25 protein-coding genes and 2 tRNA genes are annotated in these 19,821 nt (G+C 53.6%); 1 reads left to right on the top strand and 26 read right to left on the bottom strand.

All coding sequences use genetic code 11. The features are described from left to right. Nucleotides 1-52 precede the first annotated feature (52 nt). The 21 genes from FFI61_RS04775 to aspS all read right to left on the bottom strand — a co-directional run bounded on the left by FFI61_RS04775 (nucleotide 53) and on the right by aspS (nucleotide 14,881). Entirely contained in the window at nucleotides 53-358 is a 306-nt protein-coding gene (locus FFI61_RS04775) for a EutN/CcmL family microcompartment protein (protein ID WP_200200888.1), read from the bottom strand. Between the two features lie 31 nt (nucleotides 359-389). Next, complete coding sequence (gene eutM / locus FFI61_RS04770; protein ID WP_200201290.1) at nucleotides 390-710, bottom strand: ethanolamine utilization microcompartment protein EutM; 321 nt, start codon at nucleotides 708-710, stop codon at nucleotides 390-392. Between the two features lie 91 nt (nucleotides 711-801). Then, nucleotides 802-1,098 (bottom strand): ethanolamine utilization microcompartment protein EutM, encoded by a 297-nt coding sequence (eutM, locus tag FFI61_RS04765; RefSeq protein ID WP_200200889.1) that lies wholly within the window; start codon nucleotides 1,096-1,098, stop codon nucleotides 802-804. 23 nt (nucleotides 1,099-1,121) lie between these two features. Next, nucleotides 1,122-2,105, bottom strand: a complete 984-nt coding sequence (gene pta / locus FFI61_RS04760) for a phosphate acetyltransferase (RefSeq protein WP_200200890.1) — start codon at nucleotides 2,103-2,105, stop codon at nucleotides 1,122-1,124. Continuing rightward, complete coding sequence (gene eutT / locus FFI61_RS04755) at nucleotides 2,102-2,926, bottom strand: ethanolamine utilization cob(I)yrinic acid a,c-diamide adenosyltransferase EutT (RefSeq protein WP_200369434.1); 825 nt, start codon at nucleotides 2,924-2,926, stop codon at nucleotides 2,102-2,104. Before eutT ends, pta begins: the two co-directional genes overlap by 4 nt. 14 nt (nucleotides 2,927-2,940) lie before the next feature. Then, the gene (gene eutQ / locus FFI61_RS04750) at nucleotides 2,941-3,636 is read right to left on the bottom strand and encodes an ethanolamine utilization acetate kinase EutQ (protein WP_200369433.1); all 696 of its coding nucleotides are present in this window, start codon (nucleotides 3,634-3,636) and stop codon (nucleotides 2,941-2,943) included. Between the two features lie 24 nt (nucleotides 3,637-3,660). Further along, nucleotides 3,661-4,230, bottom strand: a complete 570-nt coding sequence (locus FFI61_RS04745) for a EutP/PduV family microcompartment system protein (RefSeq protein WP_227714592.1) — start codon at nucleotides 4,228-4,230, stop codon at nucleotides 3,661-3,663. Continuing rightward, entirely contained in the window at nucleotides 4,209-4,571 is a 363-nt protein-coding gene (eutS, locus tag FFI61_RS04740) for an ethanolamine utilization microcompartment protein EutS (RefSeq protein ID WP_200369432.1), read from the bottom strand. Before eutS ends, FFI61_RS04745 begins: the two co-directional genes overlap by 22 nt. A gap of 346 nt (nucleotides 4,572-4,917) precedes the next feature. Then, nucleotides 4,918-4,993 (bottom strand) — tRNA-Lys (locus FFI61_RS04735). Between the two features lie 75 nt (nucleotides 4,994-5,068). Continuing rightward, nucleotides 5,069-5,144, bottom strand: a tRNA-Lys gene (locus FFI61_RS04730). 83 nt (nucleotides 5,145-5,227) lie between these two features. Then, complete coding sequence (gene ybgF, locus FFI61_RS04725) at nucleotides 5,228-5,998, bottom strand: tol-pal system protein YbgF (RefSeq protein ID WP_200369431.1); 771 nt, start codon at nucleotides 5,996-5,998, stop codon at nucleotides 5,228-5,230. Between the two features lie 27 nt (nucleotides 5,999-6,025). After that, entirely contained in the window at nucleotides 6,026-6,595 is a 570-nt protein-coding gene (gene pal / locus FFI61_RS04720) for a peptidoglycan-associated lipoprotein Pal (protein ID WP_200369430.1), read from the bottom strand. Nucleotides 6,596-6,662: 67 nt separating this feature from the next. Continuing rightward, complete coding sequence (gene tolB, locus FFI61_RS04715) at nucleotides 6,663-7,919, bottom strand: Tol-Pal system beta propeller repeat protein TolB (RefSeq protein ID WP_413785021.1); 1,257 nt, start codon at nucleotides 7,917-7,919, stop codon at nucleotides 6,663-6,665. A 73-nt stretch (nucleotides 7,920-7,992) separates the two neighbouring features. Continuing rightward, the gene (gene tolA / locus FFI61_RS04710) at nucleotides 7,993-9,024 is read right to left on the bottom strand and encodes a cell envelope integrity protein TolA (RefSeq protein WP_413784997.1); all 1,032 of its coding nucleotides are present in this window, start codon (nucleotides 9,022-9,024) and stop codon (nucleotides 7,993-7,995) included. 22 nt (nucleotides 9,025-9,046) lie between these two features. Next, nucleotides 9,047-9,493, bottom strand: a complete 447-nt coding sequence (gene tolR, locus FFI61_RS04705; RefSeq protein WP_200200898.1) for a protein TolR — start codon at nucleotides 9,491-9,493, stop codon at nucleotides 9,047-9,049. Nucleotides 9,494-9,527: 34 nt separating this feature from the next. Next, nucleotides 9,528-10,217, bottom strand: coding sequence for a protein TolQ (gene tolQ, locus FFI61_RS04700; protein ID WP_200200899.1), 690 nt, complete (start codon nucleotides 10,215-10,217; stop codon nucleotides 9,528-9,530). A 37-nt stretch (nucleotides 10,218-10,254) separates the two neighbouring features. Then, on the bottom strand, nucleotides 10,255-10,689 hold the full coding sequence (gene ybgC / locus FFI61_RS04695) for a tol-pal system-associated acyl-CoA thioesterase (RefSeq protein WP_200369428.1): 435 nt from the start codon (nucleotides 10,687-10,689) through the stop codon (nucleotides 10,255-10,257). Next, the gene (gene ruvB, locus FFI61_RS04690; RefSeq protein WP_200369427.1) at nucleotides 10,686-11,723 is read right to left on the bottom strand and encodes a Holliday junction branch migration DNA helicase RuvB; all 1,038 of its coding nucleotides are present in this window, start codon (nucleotides 11,721-11,723) and stop codon (nucleotides 10,686-10,688) included. Before ruvB ends, ybgC begins: the two co-directional genes overlap by 4 nt. Nucleotides 11,724-11,863: 140 nt before the next feature. Beyond that, nucleotides 11,864-12,493, bottom strand: coding sequence for a Holliday junction branch migration protein RuvA (ruvA, locus tag FFI61_RS04685; protein WP_200369426.1), 630 nt, complete (start codon nucleotides 12,491-12,493; stop codon nucleotides 11,864-11,866). 30 nt (nucleotides 12,494-12,523) lie between these two features. Next, nucleotides 12,524-13,051, bottom strand: coding sequence for a crossover junction endodeoxyribonuclease RuvC (gene ruvC / locus FFI61_RS04680; RefSeq protein ID WP_200200903.1), 528 nt, complete (start codon nucleotides 13,049-13,051; stop codon nucleotides 12,524-12,526). Nucleotides 13,052-13,078: 27 nt separating this feature from the next. After that, entirely contained in the window at nucleotides 13,079-14,881 is a 1,803-nt protein-coding gene (gene aspS / locus FFI61_RS04675; RefSeq protein WP_200369425.1) for an aspartate--tRNA ligase, read from the bottom strand. 197 nt (nucleotides 14,882-15,078) lie between these two features. Between aspS and fabR the strand changes: the two genes are divergently transcribed. Further along, entirely contained in the window at nucleotides 15,079-15,702 is a 624-nt protein-coding gene (gene fabR, locus FFI61_RS04670) for an HTH-type transcriptional repressor FabR (protein ID WP_200200905.1), read from the top strand. A 23-nt stretch (nucleotides 15,703-15,725) separates the two neighbouring features. Here the strand turns inward: fabR and FFI61_RS04665 are convergent, their stop codons facing one another. The 5 genes from FFI61_RS04665 to FFI61_RS04645 form a co-directional block, all read right to left on the bottom strand. Continuing rightward, nucleotides 15,726-16,157 (bottom strand): HIT domain-containing protein, encoded by a 432-nt coding sequence (locus FFI61_RS04665; RefSeq protein ID WP_200369424.1) that lies wholly within the window; start codon nucleotides 16,155-16,157, stop codon nucleotides 15,726-15,728. A 22-nt stretch (nucleotides 16,158-16,179) separates the two neighbouring features. Continuing rightward, a complete protein-coding gene (locus FFI61_RS04660; RefSeq protein WP_200200907.1) occupies nucleotides 16,180-17,523 on the bottom strand; it encodes a UDP-glucose dehydrogenase family protein in 1,344 nt (447 codons plus the stop codon). A gap of 34 nt (nucleotides 17,524-17,557) precedes the next feature. Next, nucleotides 17,558-18,556: a UDP-glucose 4-epimerase GalE gene (gene galE / locus FFI61_RS04655; RefSeq protein WP_200200908.1), complete on the bottom strand. Its 999-nt coding sequence runs from the start codon at nucleotides 18,554-18,556 to the stop codon at nucleotides 17,558-17,560. A 6-nt stretch (nucleotides 18,557-18,562) separates the two neighbouring features. Further along, entirely contained in the window at nucleotides 18,563-19,066 is a 504-nt protein-coding gene (tadA, locus tag FFI61_RS04650) for a tRNA adenosine(34) deaminase TadA (protein ID WP_200369614.1), read from the bottom strand. A 124-nt stretch (nucleotides 19,067-19,190) separates the two neighbouring features. Beyond that, nucleotides 19,191-19,802, bottom strand: coding sequence for a TetR/AcrR family transcriptional regulator (locus FFI61_RS04645; protein WP_200200910.1), 612 nt, complete (start codon nucleotides 19,800-19,802; stop codon nucleotides 19,191-19,193). Between the last annotated feature and the right edge of the window lie 19 nt (nucleotides 19,803-19,821).

The raw sequence follows: 19,821 nt of genomic DNA, 5'->3' as shown, positions 1-19,821 counted from the left end.
TTCCATCTCCCCCAGGCTGCCCGAGAACTGATGACAGCCCGATAACGGTGGCCTAATAGTTTCGCTGGTATTTCTTGAACCAGGTTTTAGTGCCCCCGGTGACTTCGTCGATAATCCCGACGATACTCAGGTCAACAGGTGTCTGGCCGGTGCCATCCACAGACATCCGGGCGGAACTGCCACTGACTACCAGCACCCACTCACCTTCCCCTGCGCCAAGCCTGTCAGCTGCCACCATGACTGAGCTCTCTTCCTTACCGTCCTGATCGATAAACTTGATCAACGCCAGCTTATCCATCCCCAAACGCTCGCTGCGGACAGTAGCAACGACTTGACCGATAACCTTTGCAAGTCTCATGGGATTTCTTCCAGTTCAGTTAGCCTTGGCCCTATGCTTTCTTACCCTGGTTGGGTTTTCCCGGCTCTACCGTCTTCTTCGGCACAATCGGGAAAATAGCTTCCAGATCCGCGTGAGGCCGTGGAATAACGTGGACAGCTATCAGCTCGCCGAGCCTTTGTGCTGCCGCTGCGCCTGCATCTGTTGCCGCCTTGCAGGCCGCCACATCACCCCTGACCAGAGCAGTGACATAGCCAGCTCCGATCTGCTCATAACCCACCAGTTCAACCCGGGCGGCTTTCACCATGGCATCCGAGGCTTCAATAAGAGCTGTCAGACCCCTGGTTTCAATAATGCCTAGTGCTTCCATCATGCTAGTACCCTCGCGCCTTACGGCTTGTTCTGAAGCCTGCTTCCAGACTGCGTTCATCTGAATAAACCTTTGTCAGGGCCTCCTGATTTCCTCAGGAACCGGAAGGCTTGACCGCCGGATTTATCGGGAAGATCGCTTCCAGGTCTCCGTGCGGACGTGGGATCACGTGTACAGCCACCAACTCGCCCAATCTCTGTGCGGCAGCTGCACCGGCATCTGTTGCCGCCTTACAGGCCGCCACATCACCTCGTACCATCGCAGTCACCAAACCACTGCCAATCTGCTTATAGCCAACAAGCTCAACTCTGGCGGCCTTGACCATTGCGTCAGACGCCTCAATCAGAGCTGTGAGACCTTTTGTTTCAATAATTCCAAGTGCTTCGTTCATGGGTAGTTCTCCTCAGGGTGTTACTACACTTTGTTTACCAGGCATGACGCCACTACGGCCACGTCGACGATTTCGTCGGCAGTGCAGCCTCGTGACAAGTCATGCATAGGTTTCGACAAACCAACCAACATAGGCCCCAGCGCCGTGTAGTTACAAAGGCGTTGGGCAACCTTGTATGCGATATTCCCGGCATCAAGTGACGGAAATATCAAAACATTCGAGTTACCTTTCAGGGGGCTTTCGGGCGCTTTTTTCAGAGCAACCGAAGGCACAATAGCCGTATCAAACTGAAGCTCCCCATCAATAATCAGTGATGGATCCAGGGTGCTCGCCAACTCAAAAGCTTTCCGTATCCGCTGGGCTGCTGGATGCTGCGAACTACCCTTGGTAGAAAATGACAGAAGCGCAACTCGCGCCTTCTCGCCAGTGAGAGCCTCGAAGCTACGGGCAGAATCGATGGCAATACTCGCAAGTTGCTCAACCGTGGGCTCAGGTATCACCCCGGCATCTGCGAACAATCTGAAATCCTGACCCTCCGCAGAAGACATCAGAAAAAATGAGGACACGGTTTTATCACTGCCCTTAACTCCGATGACCTTGATTGCTGCCCGGATTACGTCACCACTGGTGGATACATTTCCGGCGATGCATATATCTGCTTGTTCGCACTTAACCATCATGGCGCCAAAATACAGCGGATCACTCAGGAGCTTATAAGTTTCCTCCCTGCCCACTCCCTCGTTTTCAGCAAGGTAGGCGTTGACGAATGAATCCATCCAGCGTGAGCGCTGCGGGTCGACTATTGAAAAAGACGACATTGCCAATCCTGCGCTTTGGGCGTAATCACGAAACTCGAACGGATTACATAAGAAAATCGGTTGCGCCAGCCCTTGCTGCTGAAGTTCATTTGCAGCCTGCAGAACACGCGCATCGAGCGCATCAGGAAAAACGATGCGCTTGGGCGCTTCGCGGCAGGCTTTTTGGCACTGCTCCATCATCCGGATCATGAAATTCCTCCAAAGTCGGGAAGAGATCCGGTTGTTTCCACCACCAGAGTCATCAGCATCAAAACGTAAATAGCGCTGCTAAGCCGGTTCAGCCCCTGAACAATATCCGGCCGGGTGAGATCAAAGCTGTCTGTCTGGAAGGTTCTGCAGGCTTCTACTTCCGCCTCTCGGGCCATCGCCCTGAGGACGTTCAGCAATGACACATTTGCACCGTGCTTCAGCTCCGGAACGATATGGTCGTGCCCGAGATATTTCAGGGGGTTATGGGAAATGCGGTGAATGATTTCATCAGACAGGTCACCCATGCTGATTTCATCCTGAGCCTCACCGGTCACTTCGCTGCGCAGAAGATTCCCCATGAAAGAACGTAGGTCTGCGAGCCCATGGCGCAGCATCGGATACTTTTCAAAGCTCAGGGCGAACTGGGTCTGCACCCAAACAGTTTGGGAAATGAGCGTATCGAGCTTGCCACGCAGAGCAATTCTGGGGTGTGTCTTGGGAACCAGTTTCTCGCCGTCCAGCAGCGTCAGCAGTTCTGTCTTCTTTTCAACCTGGCTATGGCAAACCGAGCAAAGATTGCCCGGGCGCTTGTTCGCACTTGTGAGGGGGTGAACGGAAGATTTCTGCTTAGCGCCGGTTTCAGATTCATCAGGAAGGAAAACCCGGCCGTCATCACCGATATATTTGATGCGAATTTTGCGCTCAGCGAGCAACTGACTTGCAGAAGGAGTGAGCCTGGCCCCTGCAGGCAGGTGCACCTCACTGCCATGGGCCAGACCATGCTCGGCTCGCAAACTGGTTTCTGTAATCCAGGATGGCATCAATACAACCCCTTTTATTGCGCTGACCAGTCCGCTGGGTAAGTCACATATACAAAGCGTACTTTCCCTGGCGATCCAAATTCGATAGCCGCGCCCTTGGGTATAAAAAACACATCCCCCGGCTTTCCGATATGCGTCTTATTGCCGCAGGTGATGTGCAGTTCACCTTCCAGAACCACGTCAATTTCGTCGTAATTCAGTGTCCATGGAAAACTGCAGTTGTCCCACTGCATGTAGCCGGCCGCTATAGAGCTGTTGTCGGCAGAACCAATCACATCAGTCAGCCCTATAGGCTTGCCACCCGCGCCATCAAACTTTCCGGGTTTAACAGAGGCGCCGCGCACAAGAACAACACCATTGGGCGCTTTCTCCCGTTCGCACGAGGGGCCTTCCGTGTCCTGGTGCTGTAACTCCTTCAGGGCTTTTTCAATCAACTGGTCAAGCAGACTGGAATTCTGATGCGCGGCCGGAAGCTTTTCCCTGACGGCCTTTTTAATAGCTTGCAAGCTATCAGGGCGGCTGCCTGCCAAGGACATGCTGTCCTTTTCAGGTACGCTGTTGATCGGAACGTCAACAATTTTCAAACCCAGCTTTTTGGCGACATCGCGGGCTTCTGGCGTGATGATGGTGCGCTGAGGCGCAACCTCCACAGCAGTCTGCCCGTTCCGGTGAAGCTCCTTGATCGTCTCAGCCGTTAGCAGAGATTTCATAATCCGGCCCCTATCAGATTCAAATCAACATTCGTTTTCACCAACGCCCGCACTTTCAGCAGGTTTTTCGCTGGCTCCCATACTGGCGTCTGGCATTTGCAAACTGATCAGAAAGGACCTCAAAGCAGCAACACCTTCACCTGTTGCTGTAGAAGTCAAAAAATATGGTGGAGAAATATTGTGATCTGCCAATATTCGGCAGGCTTTATCAGTATCGGCATCCGGTAAATCGATCTTGCTGACGACACCAATCACCCGCTTGCCAGGGTAAACCTGCAACAGGCCAGGAGGTAAAGAGAAAGCCCTGCTATTCGCGGGCTGGAGGTACACAATCGTGCTGATCTCCGCGATGGTCGAGAGCAAGGCGCCGTAATAGGCGGGACGGCTGATGAACTCCCCGGGCGTATCCACAACCTGGCTAGGATGAAAGACAACAGCCTGAGTTTTCAGCACTTGCTCACCGGACTCCAGTAGCGCCAGAGTGAGCGCCGTTTTGCCGCTGCCGACATCGCCCACCAGAACAAAATCTGCCAAGTCAGGATGAAGTGGTTGTTTGCTCACATCCCTGCCCTTCAAGTCCGAGTTGCCTGACATACTCTGTATCCCAGTGACAATTCCAACGTAGACAGAATGGAGCCCAATGCTTCTTCTACCGAACCGATGCTACCGGTAAGGACGAGGGCGCCCGAAAATCGATCCAGAAATCCGATTTTCACCGATGCGAACTTGGTTGCCACATCTCCGGCAATAATGGCCGTTTCGCCAGGCGTAAGAGTAAGAATGCCAATTGCCTCTGCATGCTCAACCCCAACTTTGTGACACAGCTCCTCAGTCGGGTTCGCAAGCAAATGCGCAAGAGTTACCTGCTTACCAGGAACATACTCCTGAATAATCCGTTCTATATCGGATGCACCACCGGAATTACTCGCAGACACTATAAAATGCTCCGCTTCGTTAGGCGCTTGAACGGCCTAATCGACCAGCATAAATCTCTGGCGTCGTATTCACGTTAGTCTGTTATCGTTTAAAATCCAGTCCTCCCTCATGCAATGTGATAAGGAATTGACGCTGGTCAATACATGATAAAGGTGGGGAAAGGGCTTTCGAAGGCTTGGGTGGGCAGCGCAGCTGAGGTGCACGAAAAGCAGGAATGCAGGGATATATTGGCAAAAAAAAAGGACTGCATCTCTGCAGCCCTTAAGCTTTAACTCGCAATGCTTTTCAATCTACCGAATCAAGCTTTGTAAACTAACGAACCTTGATTCTTGGTACTACTGATAATGGTGGGTCGTGATGGATTCGAACCATCGACCAATTGGTTAAAAGCCAACTGCTCTACCAACTGAGCTAACGACCCTAAAACGGTTGATCAGTGCCTGGTGACCCTGATCGATCCCGGAGCGGCTCAGCAACTGCTCCGAAATATCGAATATGGTGGGTCGTGATGGATTCGAACCATCGACCAATTGGTTAAAAGCCAACTGCTCTACCAACTGAGCTAACGACCCAAGCGAGGCGCATATAGTAATGATTTTTCCCTGACGATCAACCCCCTCTCGTCATGTTTTCTGATTTTTTTCCGATTATCAGCTTATTGAGCCTGACCTGACCCCAAAAATTTTCTGGCAAGTCCTGCTGCATCACTCTCAGGGTAGTCGTTTACAACTTGCTCCATTTGTCTGCGTGCTTCGGCTTTCTTGTCAAGCCGATCAAGGGTTACACCCAGTTTGTACACGGCATCCGGCGCCTTGCGGTGGTCCGCATAACGGGTTGCTACAATGGAGAACGCCTGCCTGGCTTGCTCAAGCTGAGGCTTGACCAGATACACCTCACCCAGCCAATAGTATGCATTGACCGTAAGATCCCCTTCGGGATACTTGTCTATAAACTCATAGATGCGGCTAATGGCTTCGTCGTATTTTTTCTGACTATGAATAAGGTCCTGAATGTCGTTGTACGCCTTCCGCTCTTCAGCTTGCGGCTGACGATACTCTCGTATAGCTGCAGGCTTGCTCTTTCCGGCAGCCCCGCTGGCTGTTTCTGTGGCTTGCGGTTGGGCAGATACTTTCTCTGAAAGATCGAGTATGCGCTGGTCGAGATCAATGTAACGATCCCTGCCCTGATCCTGCAAACGTTTTATCAGATGCCTCTGCTCTTCCGATTCCCCCTGCAGACGCCGTACTTCACCCTGGAGCTGCTGAATCATGTAAAACAATTCAGACGTGGCCTGGCTGGTATTGGCCTTGCGCTGGGCTTCTGAGGCATTGTTCTGGAATGCGGGCGTAGATGATTGCGCCAGCGTTATCCCCGCCTGCCCTAAGGCAAGCGGGAAAATCACTGCCGCCATGAGCTGTTTTCTCATGGGTTTAACCTGATGTTGTATGTGCGTTTACTCGAATACGAGCTCCACACGGCGATTTTGTGCCCATGCGCTTTCTGTAGAGCCCATAACCGCCGGTTTCTCTTCACCATAGCTTACGGTTTCCATCTGGCCCCGTGAAGCGCCATTCACAATCAGGAAACGCTGAACGGCATTCGCACGACGCTCACCCAGTGCCAGGTTATATTCTTTCGAGCCGCGCTCATCACCGTGGCCTTCCAGACGAACCTTCTGGCCAGGATTGCTGGACAGGTAACGGGCGTGAGCCATGAGTACGTCACGGGCTTCCGGCTTGATTTCAGATGTGTCGAAATCGAAATAGAAGGTCGTAATGTCGCGCAGGGCTGCCTGCTCTGCCTGCCTCTCAATCTCCATGCGCTCATCTTCGCTCATTGCTGATGAAGAAATCCCGCCCTGATCACCACCGCCATAAACGGTAGAGCCGCCATCCTGATCGATGGGCTGAACATCGGAGCCGTAACCTCCTTCGTCCATGTTTTCGCCAGTGGTACTACAACCGGCGAAGAGGCCTGCGGAAAACAGCAGTGCAATTACTTTGGCTTGAGCTGACAGCTTCATGATTCATTCCTTTCCGTTGGTTGATTTGAACTTCGACTTTTCAGATGGATGCCGTTGCACCCACCCACTACCGAACAATAGGCCCCCACGCCGGGTCGCGAACATCCCCTTCCGAAGCGGGAAGGCTGTATGCGGCACCGCCATCTGCTGAAATTACCGTCAGTACGCTTTCACCACTTTGCTTGGTGGCGTATATCAACATGCGGCCGTTTGGCGACACGCTGGGAGACTCATCGGATTCTGTGCGAGTGAGGACTGTTTCCTCATCGTTCTCAAGATTAGTGCGAGCGATCGTGAATGCCCGATCGCGCTGGTGTACGTAATACACATATTTGCCTGTGCTATCAGGGCGCGGGCGAGCGTTGTATCGGCTGCCAAAGGTGATCCGCCGCGGCTCCGCTCCAGGCTTTGCCATGTAGTAGATCTGCGGCCCACCTGAACGGTCCGACGTAAAGAAAATACCCTTACCTGCACTATCCCATGCGGCTTCAGTATCAATTGCCCAGTGGTTACTGAGTTTCGTCACCTTGCGGGACTGAAGATTCATCTCATAGATCTCGGCGTTACCGTCTTTGGACAAAGTCATCAGCAGCGACTGACCATCTGGTGACCACGCAGGCGCCGAGTTCAGTCCTGGGAAGTCAGCTACCTTGATGCGCTGCCCCGAACTGAGCTCATGAACAAATATGGCAGGCTTGCCGGTTTCAAAAGAAACGTATGCCAACTTTTTACCATCCGGAGACCAGGCCGGCGACAGAATCGGCTCCTTGCTCTCAAGGCGAATTCGCGCGCGCTTGCCATCTATATCGCTCACCTGTAACCGGTAGCGTGATTTGCCGTTTTCCCGCTCAAGCGTTACGTAAGCCAGTTTGGTGGAAAATGCTCCGGGAACGCCCGTAATCGCTTCATACACCTTGTCGCTAACGTGGTGAGCCAATGAACGGATATTAGAGGCCGGGGCACCAGCGGTCTCACCCAGTATTCGTTCCTCTCGATTCACATCAAATAGCTCATAGCGCGCCTCTACCCTGTCGCCGTTGCGTGTAAGCTCACCTACCAGCACATAGCGCTGCCCGAGCAGGCGCCAATCCCGGAAATACACATCGGATCGTTTGGATGGAAGGCTAAGCATCTTCTCCGGGGGCAAGGGGCGAAACTCACCGCTCATTGCCAGATCTGCCTGCACAATACTGCTTAATTTATCCCCTACAGGCATGCTGCCATTTTCAGCAAACGGAACCACAGATACCGGAATTGCAGAATCTGCACCCTCGGTAATACGAATCAACAACTCTGCCTGAGCACTGCCAGCGGCTGCCAGCATCACTGCAATTGCTGCGATAATAATGGTCGGCAGCCTGAATGATGATTTTTGCTTCATGGTGTTACCCGTATCCTTATCTCAATCGTTTAGGATTGAATTCGATCGTAAACTGGCGGAAATAGGTTTCAAACGTGTCCCGCTCAGATGGCACTGGGTACCGGTTCAGGGACCTTACTGCTCCCAGGGCGGAGTTATCGAAGGCTGTGTTCCCACTACTGGCCACTAATTTCACGCTGGCGAGCTCACCGGTTGGCAGCAAGGTAATCTGCAAACGAGCGGTCATCTCTTCTGTCGCGGACGAAGGTGGATACCACGCCTGGCTTAGCCTCTCACGAATCAGCGCCTGATATTTCTGGCTATCAGACAGCATCTGCGCTTCCCGGGCCTTGGCCGCTGCCGCCTGTTCCTGACGTCGCGCCTCATCTGCACGGGCCTTTCTGGCTTGCTCTGCCTGAGCCTCCAGTTGCTGCTCCTGTAGCCTGCGTTCTGCATCCAACCGTTTGCGCTCAGCTTCTTTGCGAGCCAGCTCTTCCTGCTTTTTACGTTCTGCTTCTTCGCGCTTTCGCTGCTCTTCCTTGCGCTGCTTTTCCTCTTCTGCCTTGCGTTTGGCTTCTTGCTGGCGCTTTTTCTCAGCGTCTGCTTCTGCTTTGCGGCGTTCTCGTTCTTTTGCTTCTGCCTCGGCTTTTAGGCGAGCGGCCTCCTGAGCCTTTTTAGCTTTCAACTCTTCAGCCTTGGCTTGCTCCTGCTTGCGCTCCTGTTCTTTACGCTTCACTTCTTCAAGCTTTTTCTGCTCCGCAGCCTTGCGTACTTCTTCCTCTTTCTGGCGCTTCTGCAGCTCCGCCTGTTTCTGTTTTTCCAGCTCTTTACGTTCCTGCTCTTTGTCTGGCTGGTCAACAGGCTCCACAACCGGGCTTGGCTCAGGCTTCTGCTGGGTGATCAGGCGCGCTGAAATACTGTTGGGGGGCGGTTCCTGGATAGGATTCGACCACGACCAACCCGCAAGGGCCACGCCCGCAATGAGCAGATGCAAAGCCACTGAGAGCGCGACTGGCGATTTCCAGGCCGGCACTCCCGTACTGGTGTATTCCCGTTCCTGACCTGTCACAACCATTCCGCCTGCGCTGATGTCACGTTTCGTCCGGGGCTGAATCAGTAATCAGCCCTATACTGGTCGCACCTGCGCCCTGTAAAGCCGCCATCAAGCGGACAACGGTGCCGTAATCAACGTTTTCATCACCTCGCACAAGAATTTCGCTGGAGGTTCTTTGGGAAAGGATTTTTGCCACCTGCGCTCGAACTTCAGCCAGGGGCATTGGATCACTCCCCTTATCTCCAACTTCCACGTAATAGGCACCATTTGAGTCCACCGACACTATGATGGATTCCACATTTTTGTCGGCGGTAATTGGCGCGGAAGAGGTCTCCGGAAGATCAACCTTCACGCCCTGGGTAAGCATGGGTGCCGTAACCATGAAAATAATCAACAACACCAGCATCACGTCAATGTACGGAACAACGTTGATTTCCGACATCGGCTTCTTTCGGTTTTCGGGCATCATCCCCATGCCTTTCATAGCGCTGTGCTCCGTCTGTTAGCCGAAAATGTCATCAGGCTGCGCCCTTCTCGGCGCTGTGTACACGGCGATGCAGAATGCTGGAAAACTCTTCCGCAAAGGTTTCGTAGTTTTTGAGCAGGGCGTCTGACTTGGCGGAAAACCGGTTGTACGCGATAACGGCGGGAATTGCTGCGAACAAACCCATGGCCGTTGCAATCAAAGCTTCCGATATGCCCGGAGCAACCGTTGCAAGCGTGGCCTGTTGAACCTGGGCCAACCCGCGGAACGAGTTCATAATGCCCCACACGGTACCAAACAGACCAACATAAGGGCTCGTAGAGCCAACCGTTGCCAAAAACGGCAAGTGGGTCTCCAGCCGTTCCTGCTCACGGGAGAAAGCCACTCGCATGGCGCGCTGCGCACCTTCCATCACTGCATCGGCATCACGGCTCTGCTGGCGCAGTCGGGAGAACTCTTTGAACCCGGCACGGAACAAGGCCTCCATGCCCGAGAAAGGAGTGGGTTCGGCGTTTACTTCACGATAGAGTTGCCCCAGATCCATGCCAGACCAAAAGCGCTCTTCAAACGCCAACTGTGCCTGCCGGGCTTTACGAAATACCTGCAAGCGCTGAAAAATAAGCGCCCAGGACATTACCGATGCAGCGGCAAGTAACAACATAACCAGCTGAACCAACACACCGGCATTTGCAATCAGACTCCAGACTGACAGTTCCGAATCCACCACTTACTCCTGGGTTATTTCGTGTTTTGTTTCGTTTTTAAAGCGTCGGGCAATTACTGCCCAACAGCTCCAGCATGTTTTCAGGCAAGCGCCTTGGTCGCCCGCTATCAAGGGCTATACAAGCAACTCTTACGCTTGCTTCGCACAGCAGCTTGCCGTCCTTTGCCCGCACCACCCGCTGCCTGAAATCCATCCAGACGCGGCCAAAGGCCACTGGTTCTGCGGTGACAGTAAGCTCATCGTCAAGCACAGCTGGCAAGACATAATGAATCGACAAACGTTGCACAACATAACTTATGTTGTCAGCCAACCCGGCCCGAAGGCCTATTCCGCAACTTCGCACCCACTCGGTGCGTGCGCGCTCCATGTAATGCAGGTAGCGGGCATGGTAAACAATGCCGCCAGCGTCTGTATCTTCAATGTATACGCGGATTGGCAACCTGAAGGGTGCCGCTGCTTCGCTCTCGCTCAAAGAGCACCCCCTTCTGAAGCGGGTGCATCCGGTGCTTCCCGCACAATGCCAAAATGCTGATACGCATGGGAAGTAACCATGCGACCACGGGGTGTGCGCACCATAAAGCCCTGCTGGATCAGAAACGGTTCAAGAACATCCTCGATCGTTCCGCGCTCTTCACTGATCGCTGCTGCAAGGCTTTCAACACCCACTGGCCCGCCGTCGAATTTTTCAATCATCGCAAGTAGCAATCGCCGATCCATGTGATCAAAGCCCTGGCTGTCTACCTTCAACATGTTCAGTGCCTGATCGGCTATCGCTGCGTTGATGTGCCCATCCGCTCGCACTTCCGCATAGTCTCGCACTCGTCGCAACAGGCGATTGGCTATCCGGGGCGTGCCTCTGGAGCGGTGCGCTATTTCGTAGGCGCCCTCCTCATCCATATCAACACCTGAAAGCCGCGCTGAGCGACTGACAATGTGTGTGAGATCCGCCGTATTATAGAATTCCAGTCGCTGAACGATCCCGAACCTGTCCCTCAGAGGGGACGTTAGCAGGCCAGCCCGTGTGGTTGCGCCCACCAGCGTAAAAGGCGGCAAATCAAGCTTGATCGAACGGGCTGCCGGCCCCTCGCCAATCATAATATCCAGCTGATAGTCTTCCATCGCCGGATACAGTATTTCCTCTACCACAGCGCTGAGGCGATGAATCTCATCAATGAAGAGGACATCACCCTCTTCCAGATTGGTTAGCATTGCAGCAAGATCTCCGGCCTTCTCAAGTACCGGCCCGGACGTTGTCTTTATTGAAACACCCATTTCATTGGCAATGATATTGGCTAACGTAGTTTTCCCCAGCCCCGGAGGCCCGAAGATCAGAACATGATCCAGGGCTTCCCGACGACCGCGAGCCGCCGAGATAAAGATATCCATTTGCTCCCGCACCGCGGGTTGCCCAACATACTCCGCAAGCAACGTTGGCCGGATAGCGCGATCCTGAACCTCTTCGTTATCACCGGCCCTGGCTGAGATCAGTCGGTCGGATTCAATCATGAACTTATCCGCTTATCGGGAATCAATAGATTGCCACTTAAAACCAAAAAGTGACCCAATTGTACAAACAGCCACCTGCGTGTCACGTTACGCTCTCTACAGGTTTGGCGCCATACAGGCGACATATTAAAGTCACGTCATCAAGCAGGAATCATGTTGCGCAGAGCCAGACGAATCAGCGCCTCGCTGGTCATCCCCTCTTCTGCCACCTTGCTAATCGCCCGTGCAGCTTCCTGGGGTTTATACCCAAGCGCTATGAGTGCGGCCTCTGCTTCGTCGGCAGGGTTGTGTGAGGTAATTGTAAGCTGAGCCGGGTCTGCAAGACCGCCCTCGGCACCTGCAGAAGCAGGTATAAACTGCCCTTCAAGCTGTTTGATGCGGTCTGTCATCTCAATCAGCAGACGCTCAGCTGTCTTCTTGCCAACACCAGGCAGCTTCACCAATGACTTGATGTCGCGAGCCTCCACGCAGTGTATGAACTGCTGCGCCTCCAACCCTGAAAGTATGCCGGCGGCCATCTTCGGACCAACACCGTTCACCTTGATCAGCAAACGAAACAGGTCCCGATCAAGCCTTGAGGCAAACCCATACAGGCTTTGAACGTCTTCTCGAACCACAAAATGTGTATGAAGGGTAACTTCCTGCCCGGGTTCTGGCAGGTGATAGAAAGCAGTGAAAGGAATATCAACTTCGTAACCCAGACCGCCACATTCTACCAATGCTTGCCCGGGTGTTTTTTCGACCAGAATACCTCGGATACGACCTATCAAGGATTGCCTCCTGCCGCTCCGTAGAGCAGTTTATTGTTGTCGCACGCGCCCGCTGCGCGCCTTACCCGCACCGTTTGCCACTCTCAGTATGCTTTGATTCATGTGTGCGTGACACAACGCAATAGCCAATGCGTCCGCGGCGTCTGCCTGGGGTTTTCGGGAGAGTGACAGCAACACTTGAACCATGTGCTGTACCTGGGATTTTTCGGCACTGCCCTTGCCAACCACAGCCTGCTTGACCTGTCGGGCAGAGTACTCGTGTACCGCCAGCCCACTGGTTGCGGCACCAACAATCGCCGCTCCACGGGCCTGTCCAAGCTTGAGAGCTGAATCCGGATTTCGAGCCATAAAAACCTGCTCGATGGCAAACTCCTGCGGCTGAAATTCAGTGATCAGGCTTACCAGGCTCTGAAAGATGATCTTCAGGCGCTCCGGCATGGGCTGTTCACCCATGCGGATACAACCACTGTCGATATACTCTATGTGCCGACCCTCGACGCGGATAATACCGTAACCGGTGATCCTTGAGCCGGGGTCGACACCCAGAATAATTGCCACATCAGAGCCCTGTTATTGCCTTAAATTTTACTCTTCGCCAGAGATTGGCACATTGCCTTCAACGGGCTTTACTGGCTTGCGCAGGCGAATATGAAGCTCACGCAGTTGTTTTTCATCTACTTCGCCCGGTGCCTGAGTCATCAGACAGGTTGCGCTCTGGGTTTTCGGGAAGGCGATCACGTCCCGAATGGAGCTGGAACCGGTCATAAGCATGATCAAGCGATCAAGGCCGAACGCCAAACCACCATGTGGCGGGCAACCGTACTTGAGTGCATCGAGCAGGAATCCGAACTTGGCGCGAGACTCTTCTTCACCAATGCCCAGAATGCGGAAGACTTCTTTCTGCATTGTGTCACTGTGAATACGAATAGAGCCACCACCCAACTCGGTTCCGTTAAGAACCATGTCGTAGGCACGTGACAAGGCAGTTTCGGGATTTTCAGCCAACTCTTCCGGGCTACAGCTTGGTGCCGTGAACGGGTGGTGAATAGCAGTCAGGCCGCCATCCGGCAGAACTTCAAACATCGGGAAGTCCACCACCCACATAGGTGCCCACTCGCAGGTCAGCATCTTCAGGTCGTGGCCAACCCGAATACGCAGCGCGCCAAGCGCTTCGTTTACAACGGTAGTCTTATCGGCACCGAAGAATACGATATCACCGTCTTCTGCGCCGGTGCGTTCGATAACAGCCATGGCAACATCATCGCCCAGGAACTTGACGATAGGCGACTGCAAACCTTCCACGCCTTTGGCCAGCTCGTTCACTTTGATGTAAGCCAGGCCTTTTGCACCGTAAATACCAACAAACTTGGTGTATTCGTCGATCTGCTTACGGCTCAACTCGCCGCCCTTGGGCACGCGCAGAGCGGCAACACGACCTTTTGGATCATTAGCAGGGCCGGCGAATACCTTGAAATCAACACCGGCCACCAGATCGCCCACATCCTGAAGTTCCAAGGGAATGCGAAGATCAGGCTTATCGCTACCGAAACGATCCATTGCTTCTGCGTAAGGCATGCGCGGGAACGCTGGCAGCTCAACATCCATAACATCCTTGAACAGAGCACGAATCATGCCCTCGTTCAGGTTCATCAAATCTTCTTCGTTGATGAAGGATGCTTCGATATCGACCTGGGTAAATTCAGGCTGGCGATCGGCACGCAAATCTTCATCACGGAAACACTTGGCAATCTGGTAATAGCGATCCACACCCGACACCATCAGCATCTGCTTGAACAGCTGGGGCGATTGAGGAAGCGCAAAGAATGACCCTTCGTGGGTACGGCTGGGCACCAGATAGTCGCGGGCGCCTTCCGGCGTGGCACGGGTCAGGATGGGGGTCTCCACATCCATAAAGCCGTTGCTGTCGAGGTAGTTACGGATATAGCTGGTTACCCGTGAGCGAAAACGCAAGCGGTTCAGCATTTCCGGACGGCGCAAGTCCACGAAGCGGTAGCGCAAACGCACGTCTTCTCCGACATCCACATGCTCATCCAGCGGGAACGGAGGCGTTGCCGCGGCATTCAGGATGGTGACCTCTTTACCGAGCATTTCAACCTGGCCCGTGGGCATGTTGCTGTTTTCAGTGCCTGCAGGGCGACGACGCACCAGGCCTTTGATCTTCACCACGTACTCGCTGCGCACTTTCTCGGCAAGGGCGAAACTTTCGGGTGTATCCGGGTCTACAACCACCTGGGAAATACCATCCCGGTCGCGCAGATCCAGGAAGATAACCCCACCATGGTCACGGCGGCGGTGTACCCATCCGCAAAGTGTAACTTCCTGATCAATGTGAGATTCGTTGATCCCACCGCAATAATGACTGCGCATACCGGTTCCCGTAGTGTCTGGTGTCTGAGAATAAAGTTTAAAAGCCGCCTATTATAAACATAATGGCGGCGAAAATCAGGCCTGTTTAGCCTCCGAACAAAAACTGCAAACACCCGGATGCAGACTTTCTTCAAAGGTTCCCTCCCGGTTAACAGACCGCTAGACTACAGCATTCATGAGTTATTGGAGCCCCAACCTTGTCAACCAGAGCCGAGCAGAAACTCCTCACCCGGCGCTCCCTTATGGATGCGGCCCTTGCCCAATTGAGCCCGGACCGTGGATTCGGAAGCCTCAGCCTTCGGGAAGTAGCGCGAGAGGCTGGCATTGCGCCGACATCTTTCTATCGCCATTTTGTCGACCTGGACGAACTGGGGCTGGTATTGGTAGACGAAGGCGGAGTGGCTTTGCGGCAGTTGATGCGCCAGGCCCGCAAGCGGATCGCCCGGGATGGCAGTGCCATTTCAACCTCTGTAGAAACGTTCATGGAGTATCTTGGCAAAAACGCCAACCTTTTCCGGCTGATGCTCCGGGAGCGCACGGGCGGCTCCAAACCCTTTCGGACGGCTATCAAAGCCGAAATTGATCATTTCGTAACAGAACTGGCCGACGACTTACGACGATTTGCGGAAGAACAGAACAAACCCCTGTCTGATGCACGAATGGTCGCTGAAGCTATGGTAACACTGGTATTCAACCAGGGAGCAGACGCGCTGGATGCTACGCCGAAAGAGCGGGAGGAATTAAAAGTCAAGCTGAAGACCGAGCTCAGGATGATTTTGATCGGCTCACAAATGATGGCCCGGCACGCATCTATACGATAAAGACCGCCAGCAAACAAATATGCTCAGCTGGCGCCGATTTCAGACAACACAGCTGCAAAAGAGCGCCTGACTTCCGCCAGCTCGCACTCTTCGTAAGGTACCGGAGGCTGCTTACCCCACACAGGCCCCGGCCAGGCAGGATCACCCTCAAAACGGACGATGTGATGTAAATGTAACTGGGGAACCATATTCCCGAGGGCGGCCACGTTCATCTTGTCACCACCGAAGGCTAGCATCATCCCACGACTGAGGGCTGAGGATTCGCGCATCAACTGATGCTGCTGCTCTGCGCTTAACTCGTAGATCTCGCGAATGCCGACCAGCGCCGGCACCAGCAAAACCCAGGGCCAGGTTCTATCGTTCATCAGCCTGATTTCGCACAGACTGCTACGGCCAAGGCTGACGGTATCGGCAGCCAGCCGCTCATGAAGATGAAATTCCTGATCCTGAGTCATCACCGGGCTCCTGCCTGACGGATTACTTCGACTGGAATTGATTGCGTCCGCGACCGATGGCGTAGTAAACCAATCCGTGGCGATCCAGTATTTCCGGCTCGTAAAGATTTCGACCATCAAATATAACAGGCTCGCGCAGTGTTGATTTGATGGCATCGAAATCCGGAGAACGAAACTCTTTCCATTCCGTACAAATCGCCAGCACGTCTGCACCGCGAAGTGTCTGCTCTTTTGTACCGCAAAGCGTTAAACCTTCGTGATCACCGTAGATGCGTTGGGTTTCTTCCATGGACTCAGGATCAAACGCCTGAACAGTAGCACCGGCCTTCCAGAGATCTTCCATCAACGTGCGTGCCGAAGCTTCGCGCATGTCGTCGGTATTTGGCTTGAAAGCCAACCCCCAAATTGCCACGACTTTACCCTTCAAGTCGCCATCGAAATAATGGCTGATCTTGTCAAACAGTACATGTTTCTGAGCGTAGTTCACTGCTTCTACAGCATTGAGCAAACGGGCATCGTACCCGGAGTTTGCAGCGGTCCGGGCCAGCGCCTGAACATCTTTGGGGAAACACGAGCCACCGTAACCACAACCAGGATAGATGAAGTGGTAGCCGATTCGGGGGTCTGAACCTATGCCACGACGGACCGCTTCAATGTCGGCGCCCAAGCGCTCAGCCAGGTTCGCAATCTCGTTCATGAAGCTGATCTTGGTTGCCAGCATGGAGTTGGCTGCGTACTTGGTCAGTTCTGCCGAACGGATATCCATGAAAATCATACGATCATGGCTGCGGTTGAATGGGTAATACACTTCCCGCAGCAGGTCTGCAGCCCTTTCGCTGTCTGTACCTATGACGATGCGGTCCGGCTTCATAAAATCGTTGATCGCCGCGCCTTCCTTGAGGAACTCCGGGTTGGAAACCACATCAAACTCAAGCTCAAGACCACGGCTTTCAAGCTGGGCACGAACGGCAGCAGCCACCTTATCGCCTGTACCAACCGGTACTGTGGATTTGTCCACAATAACCTTGTAATCGTCCATGTACTGGCCGATAGACTTGGCGACGGCCGTTACATACTGCATATCTGCAGAGCCATCTTCATCCGGTGGTGTACCGACTGCGATGAACTGAAGCGTGCCGTGCTTAACGGCTTCCTGAACATCCGTTGTGAACGCCAGGCGCCCGGCCTCCACAGTATGTTTTACGATGTTATCCAGCCCAGGCTCAAAAATAGGTATCTGGCCATTCTTCAGCTTGTCGATCTTGGCCTGATCAACGTCCATGCAAAGTACTTCATGGCCAACATCTGCCAGACACGCTCCGGTAACAAGCCCGACATATCCGGTACCAAAAATCGTTATTTTCATCCGTTAAATCCCGATATTTTAATTTAAAAACAGTTTAGTGCTGGCCAACCGCATCTTTTTTCTTTTGCCAGATCGCTTCCCAGGCCAGCGCAGTACCAACAATCGTTTCCAGATTATCGTAGACAGGCTGCCAACCAAGGGTCTTTTTAATCAGTGCATTATCCGCCATCAGTGCTCCGGGGTCACCGGCTCTGCGGCCCGTTTCAGTTACCGGGAAATCCACACCGGACAGTTTACGGACCACATCAATCACTTCGCGAACGGTAAACCCACGGCCATAGCCGCAGTTCATAACTTTAGACTCGCCACCACCGGCCATATAATCCAGCGCCATTACATGGGCACTGGCGAGATCTTCCACATGAATATAATCGCGCACGCAGGTGCCATCGCTGGTGTCATAATCTGTGCCGAAGATGCTCATGCCGTCTCGCTGCCCGGTTGCGCATTCGCAGGCCACTTTGATCAGGTGAGTCGCTTCCGGCGTTGCCTGACCCAGTAGGCCATCCGGATTGGCACCAGCCACATTGAAGTAGCGCAGCACAACATAGTTAAGGCCAGAAGCGGCTGCCAGATCCATGATCATCCGCTCGCTCATCATCTTGGATGCGCCATAGGGGTTGATGGGGGCAAGGGGCAAATCTTCCGTGAGAACGGTCTGCTCCGGCATTCCGTAAACTGCGGCGGTTGAGGAAAATACCATGTACGGCACTTTATACTTATCAACAGCCTTCAGCAGGTTCAGGGTATTGCGAGTGTTATTGCTGTAATACTTGAGCGGGTTGGTTACAGACTCGGGTACAACGATGTTCGCAGCGAAGTGCAGTACTGCTTCAAATTGGTGGCTGGCAAACACCTGGTCAATCTCGTCTTCGTTAGCCAGGTCACCCACAACCAGCTCACCGGCAGTGACTGCCCAGCGGTAACCTGTTGAGAGATTATCAAAAACGACAATATCATGACCGGCCTTGGCCAGTTGGCGCACCACATGGCTGCCAATATACCCGGCACCGCCGGTTACTAATACTTTCATGCAGAACTACTCCTCCCCTGAATTCTGTTTGCGCCGCTGCCGGATTTCGGCCCGTCTACGGCTGAAAAAGTCGCTGATTATCTGGCTGCACTCATTCTGCAAGATGCCACCCGTGGTTTCCACTTGCCAGTTCAGCTGAGGTTCATCCAGAGTGCGCCGGGCGGATTCAACCGCGCCAGCCTTGGGCTCAAGAGCACCATAAACAAGACGACTGATGCGGCTGTGCACTATGGCGCCAACGCACATAGTGCAGGGTTCCAGGGTGACATAAAGCGTTGCCCCAGTAAGACGATAATTCCCTTCCCGAGCTGCAGCATCGCGTAATGCGCAGATCTCTGCGTGAGCAGTGGGGTCGCAGCCGGTAATTGGCACATTGAAGCCGGTGCCCAGCTCTTTTCCATCACGGACAACAACCGCACCAACGGGCACCTCGCCCACGGAAGCCCCGCGGGCTGCCAAAGTAAGCGCACGGGCCATCCAGTACTCGTCAGTGTTGTGTATATCCGGCATAAACGCGGCTCTGCTGATAGCGCCCTGTACAAATATGATACTGGCCAGGCCAGAAAGCGCCACGAAAATACCATTATTCGGTTTTTTTACCAAGCGATCCGCATATGCATCCCCTGCTTTCGCCCTATTCGACGTTTGCAATACCGCGCCGGTATATGGAGAACACGCCGGGCGCGTCTCTTCGCATTTGTTCCATCTCACCGGAGATCAGCGATTGCATGATCAACCCCTGAATAGTGCCAATAAACAGGATGGCGGCTGCATGGTTATCCAGGTTTTGTGGTAACTCTCCGCTCTCCTTCGCCAGTTCAATAAGTCGGTGCAAGCGCTCCGCATACTGCTTGAGCAACTCATGCGCCAAGCGCTTTGCCGGTGTCGATTTGGCCCCCTGAAGCTCGCCAAATAGCATCCGTGGTGCACCGGGGTGCGCTGAAACAAAATTGATATGAGCCAGAAACATGGCCCGCATTGCCTCAAGAGGTGAGTCAATGCCCTCTGCAGCTTTCTCAATGCGCGACATCAGGCGCTCAGCGACCCACTGCATAACCGACGCCCAGATAGCCTCTTTGTTCGGAAAGTGCCTGAACAACGCTCCCTGTGTCAGCTTCATGTGTTTGGCGATAGCTGCCGTTGTTATGTCGCCAGGGTTTGTCGTTGCAGCAAGGTCGATAACAGCCTCAACTGTAACGTTTCTGCGCTCGTCGGCTGGAAGGTTCTTCTGTCTGGTTTTTTGCATCACACTCTCTGAAAATCGC

The organism is Marinobacter sp. DY40_1A1 (assembly GCF_016597815.1).
In the GTDB taxonomy this organism is placed as follows: Bacteria; Pseudomonadota; Gammaproteobacteria; order Pseudomonadales; family Oleiphilaceae; genus Marinobacter; species Marinobacter xiaoshiensis.
This window is presented reverse-complemented; position numbering and strand designations above follow the sequence as displayed.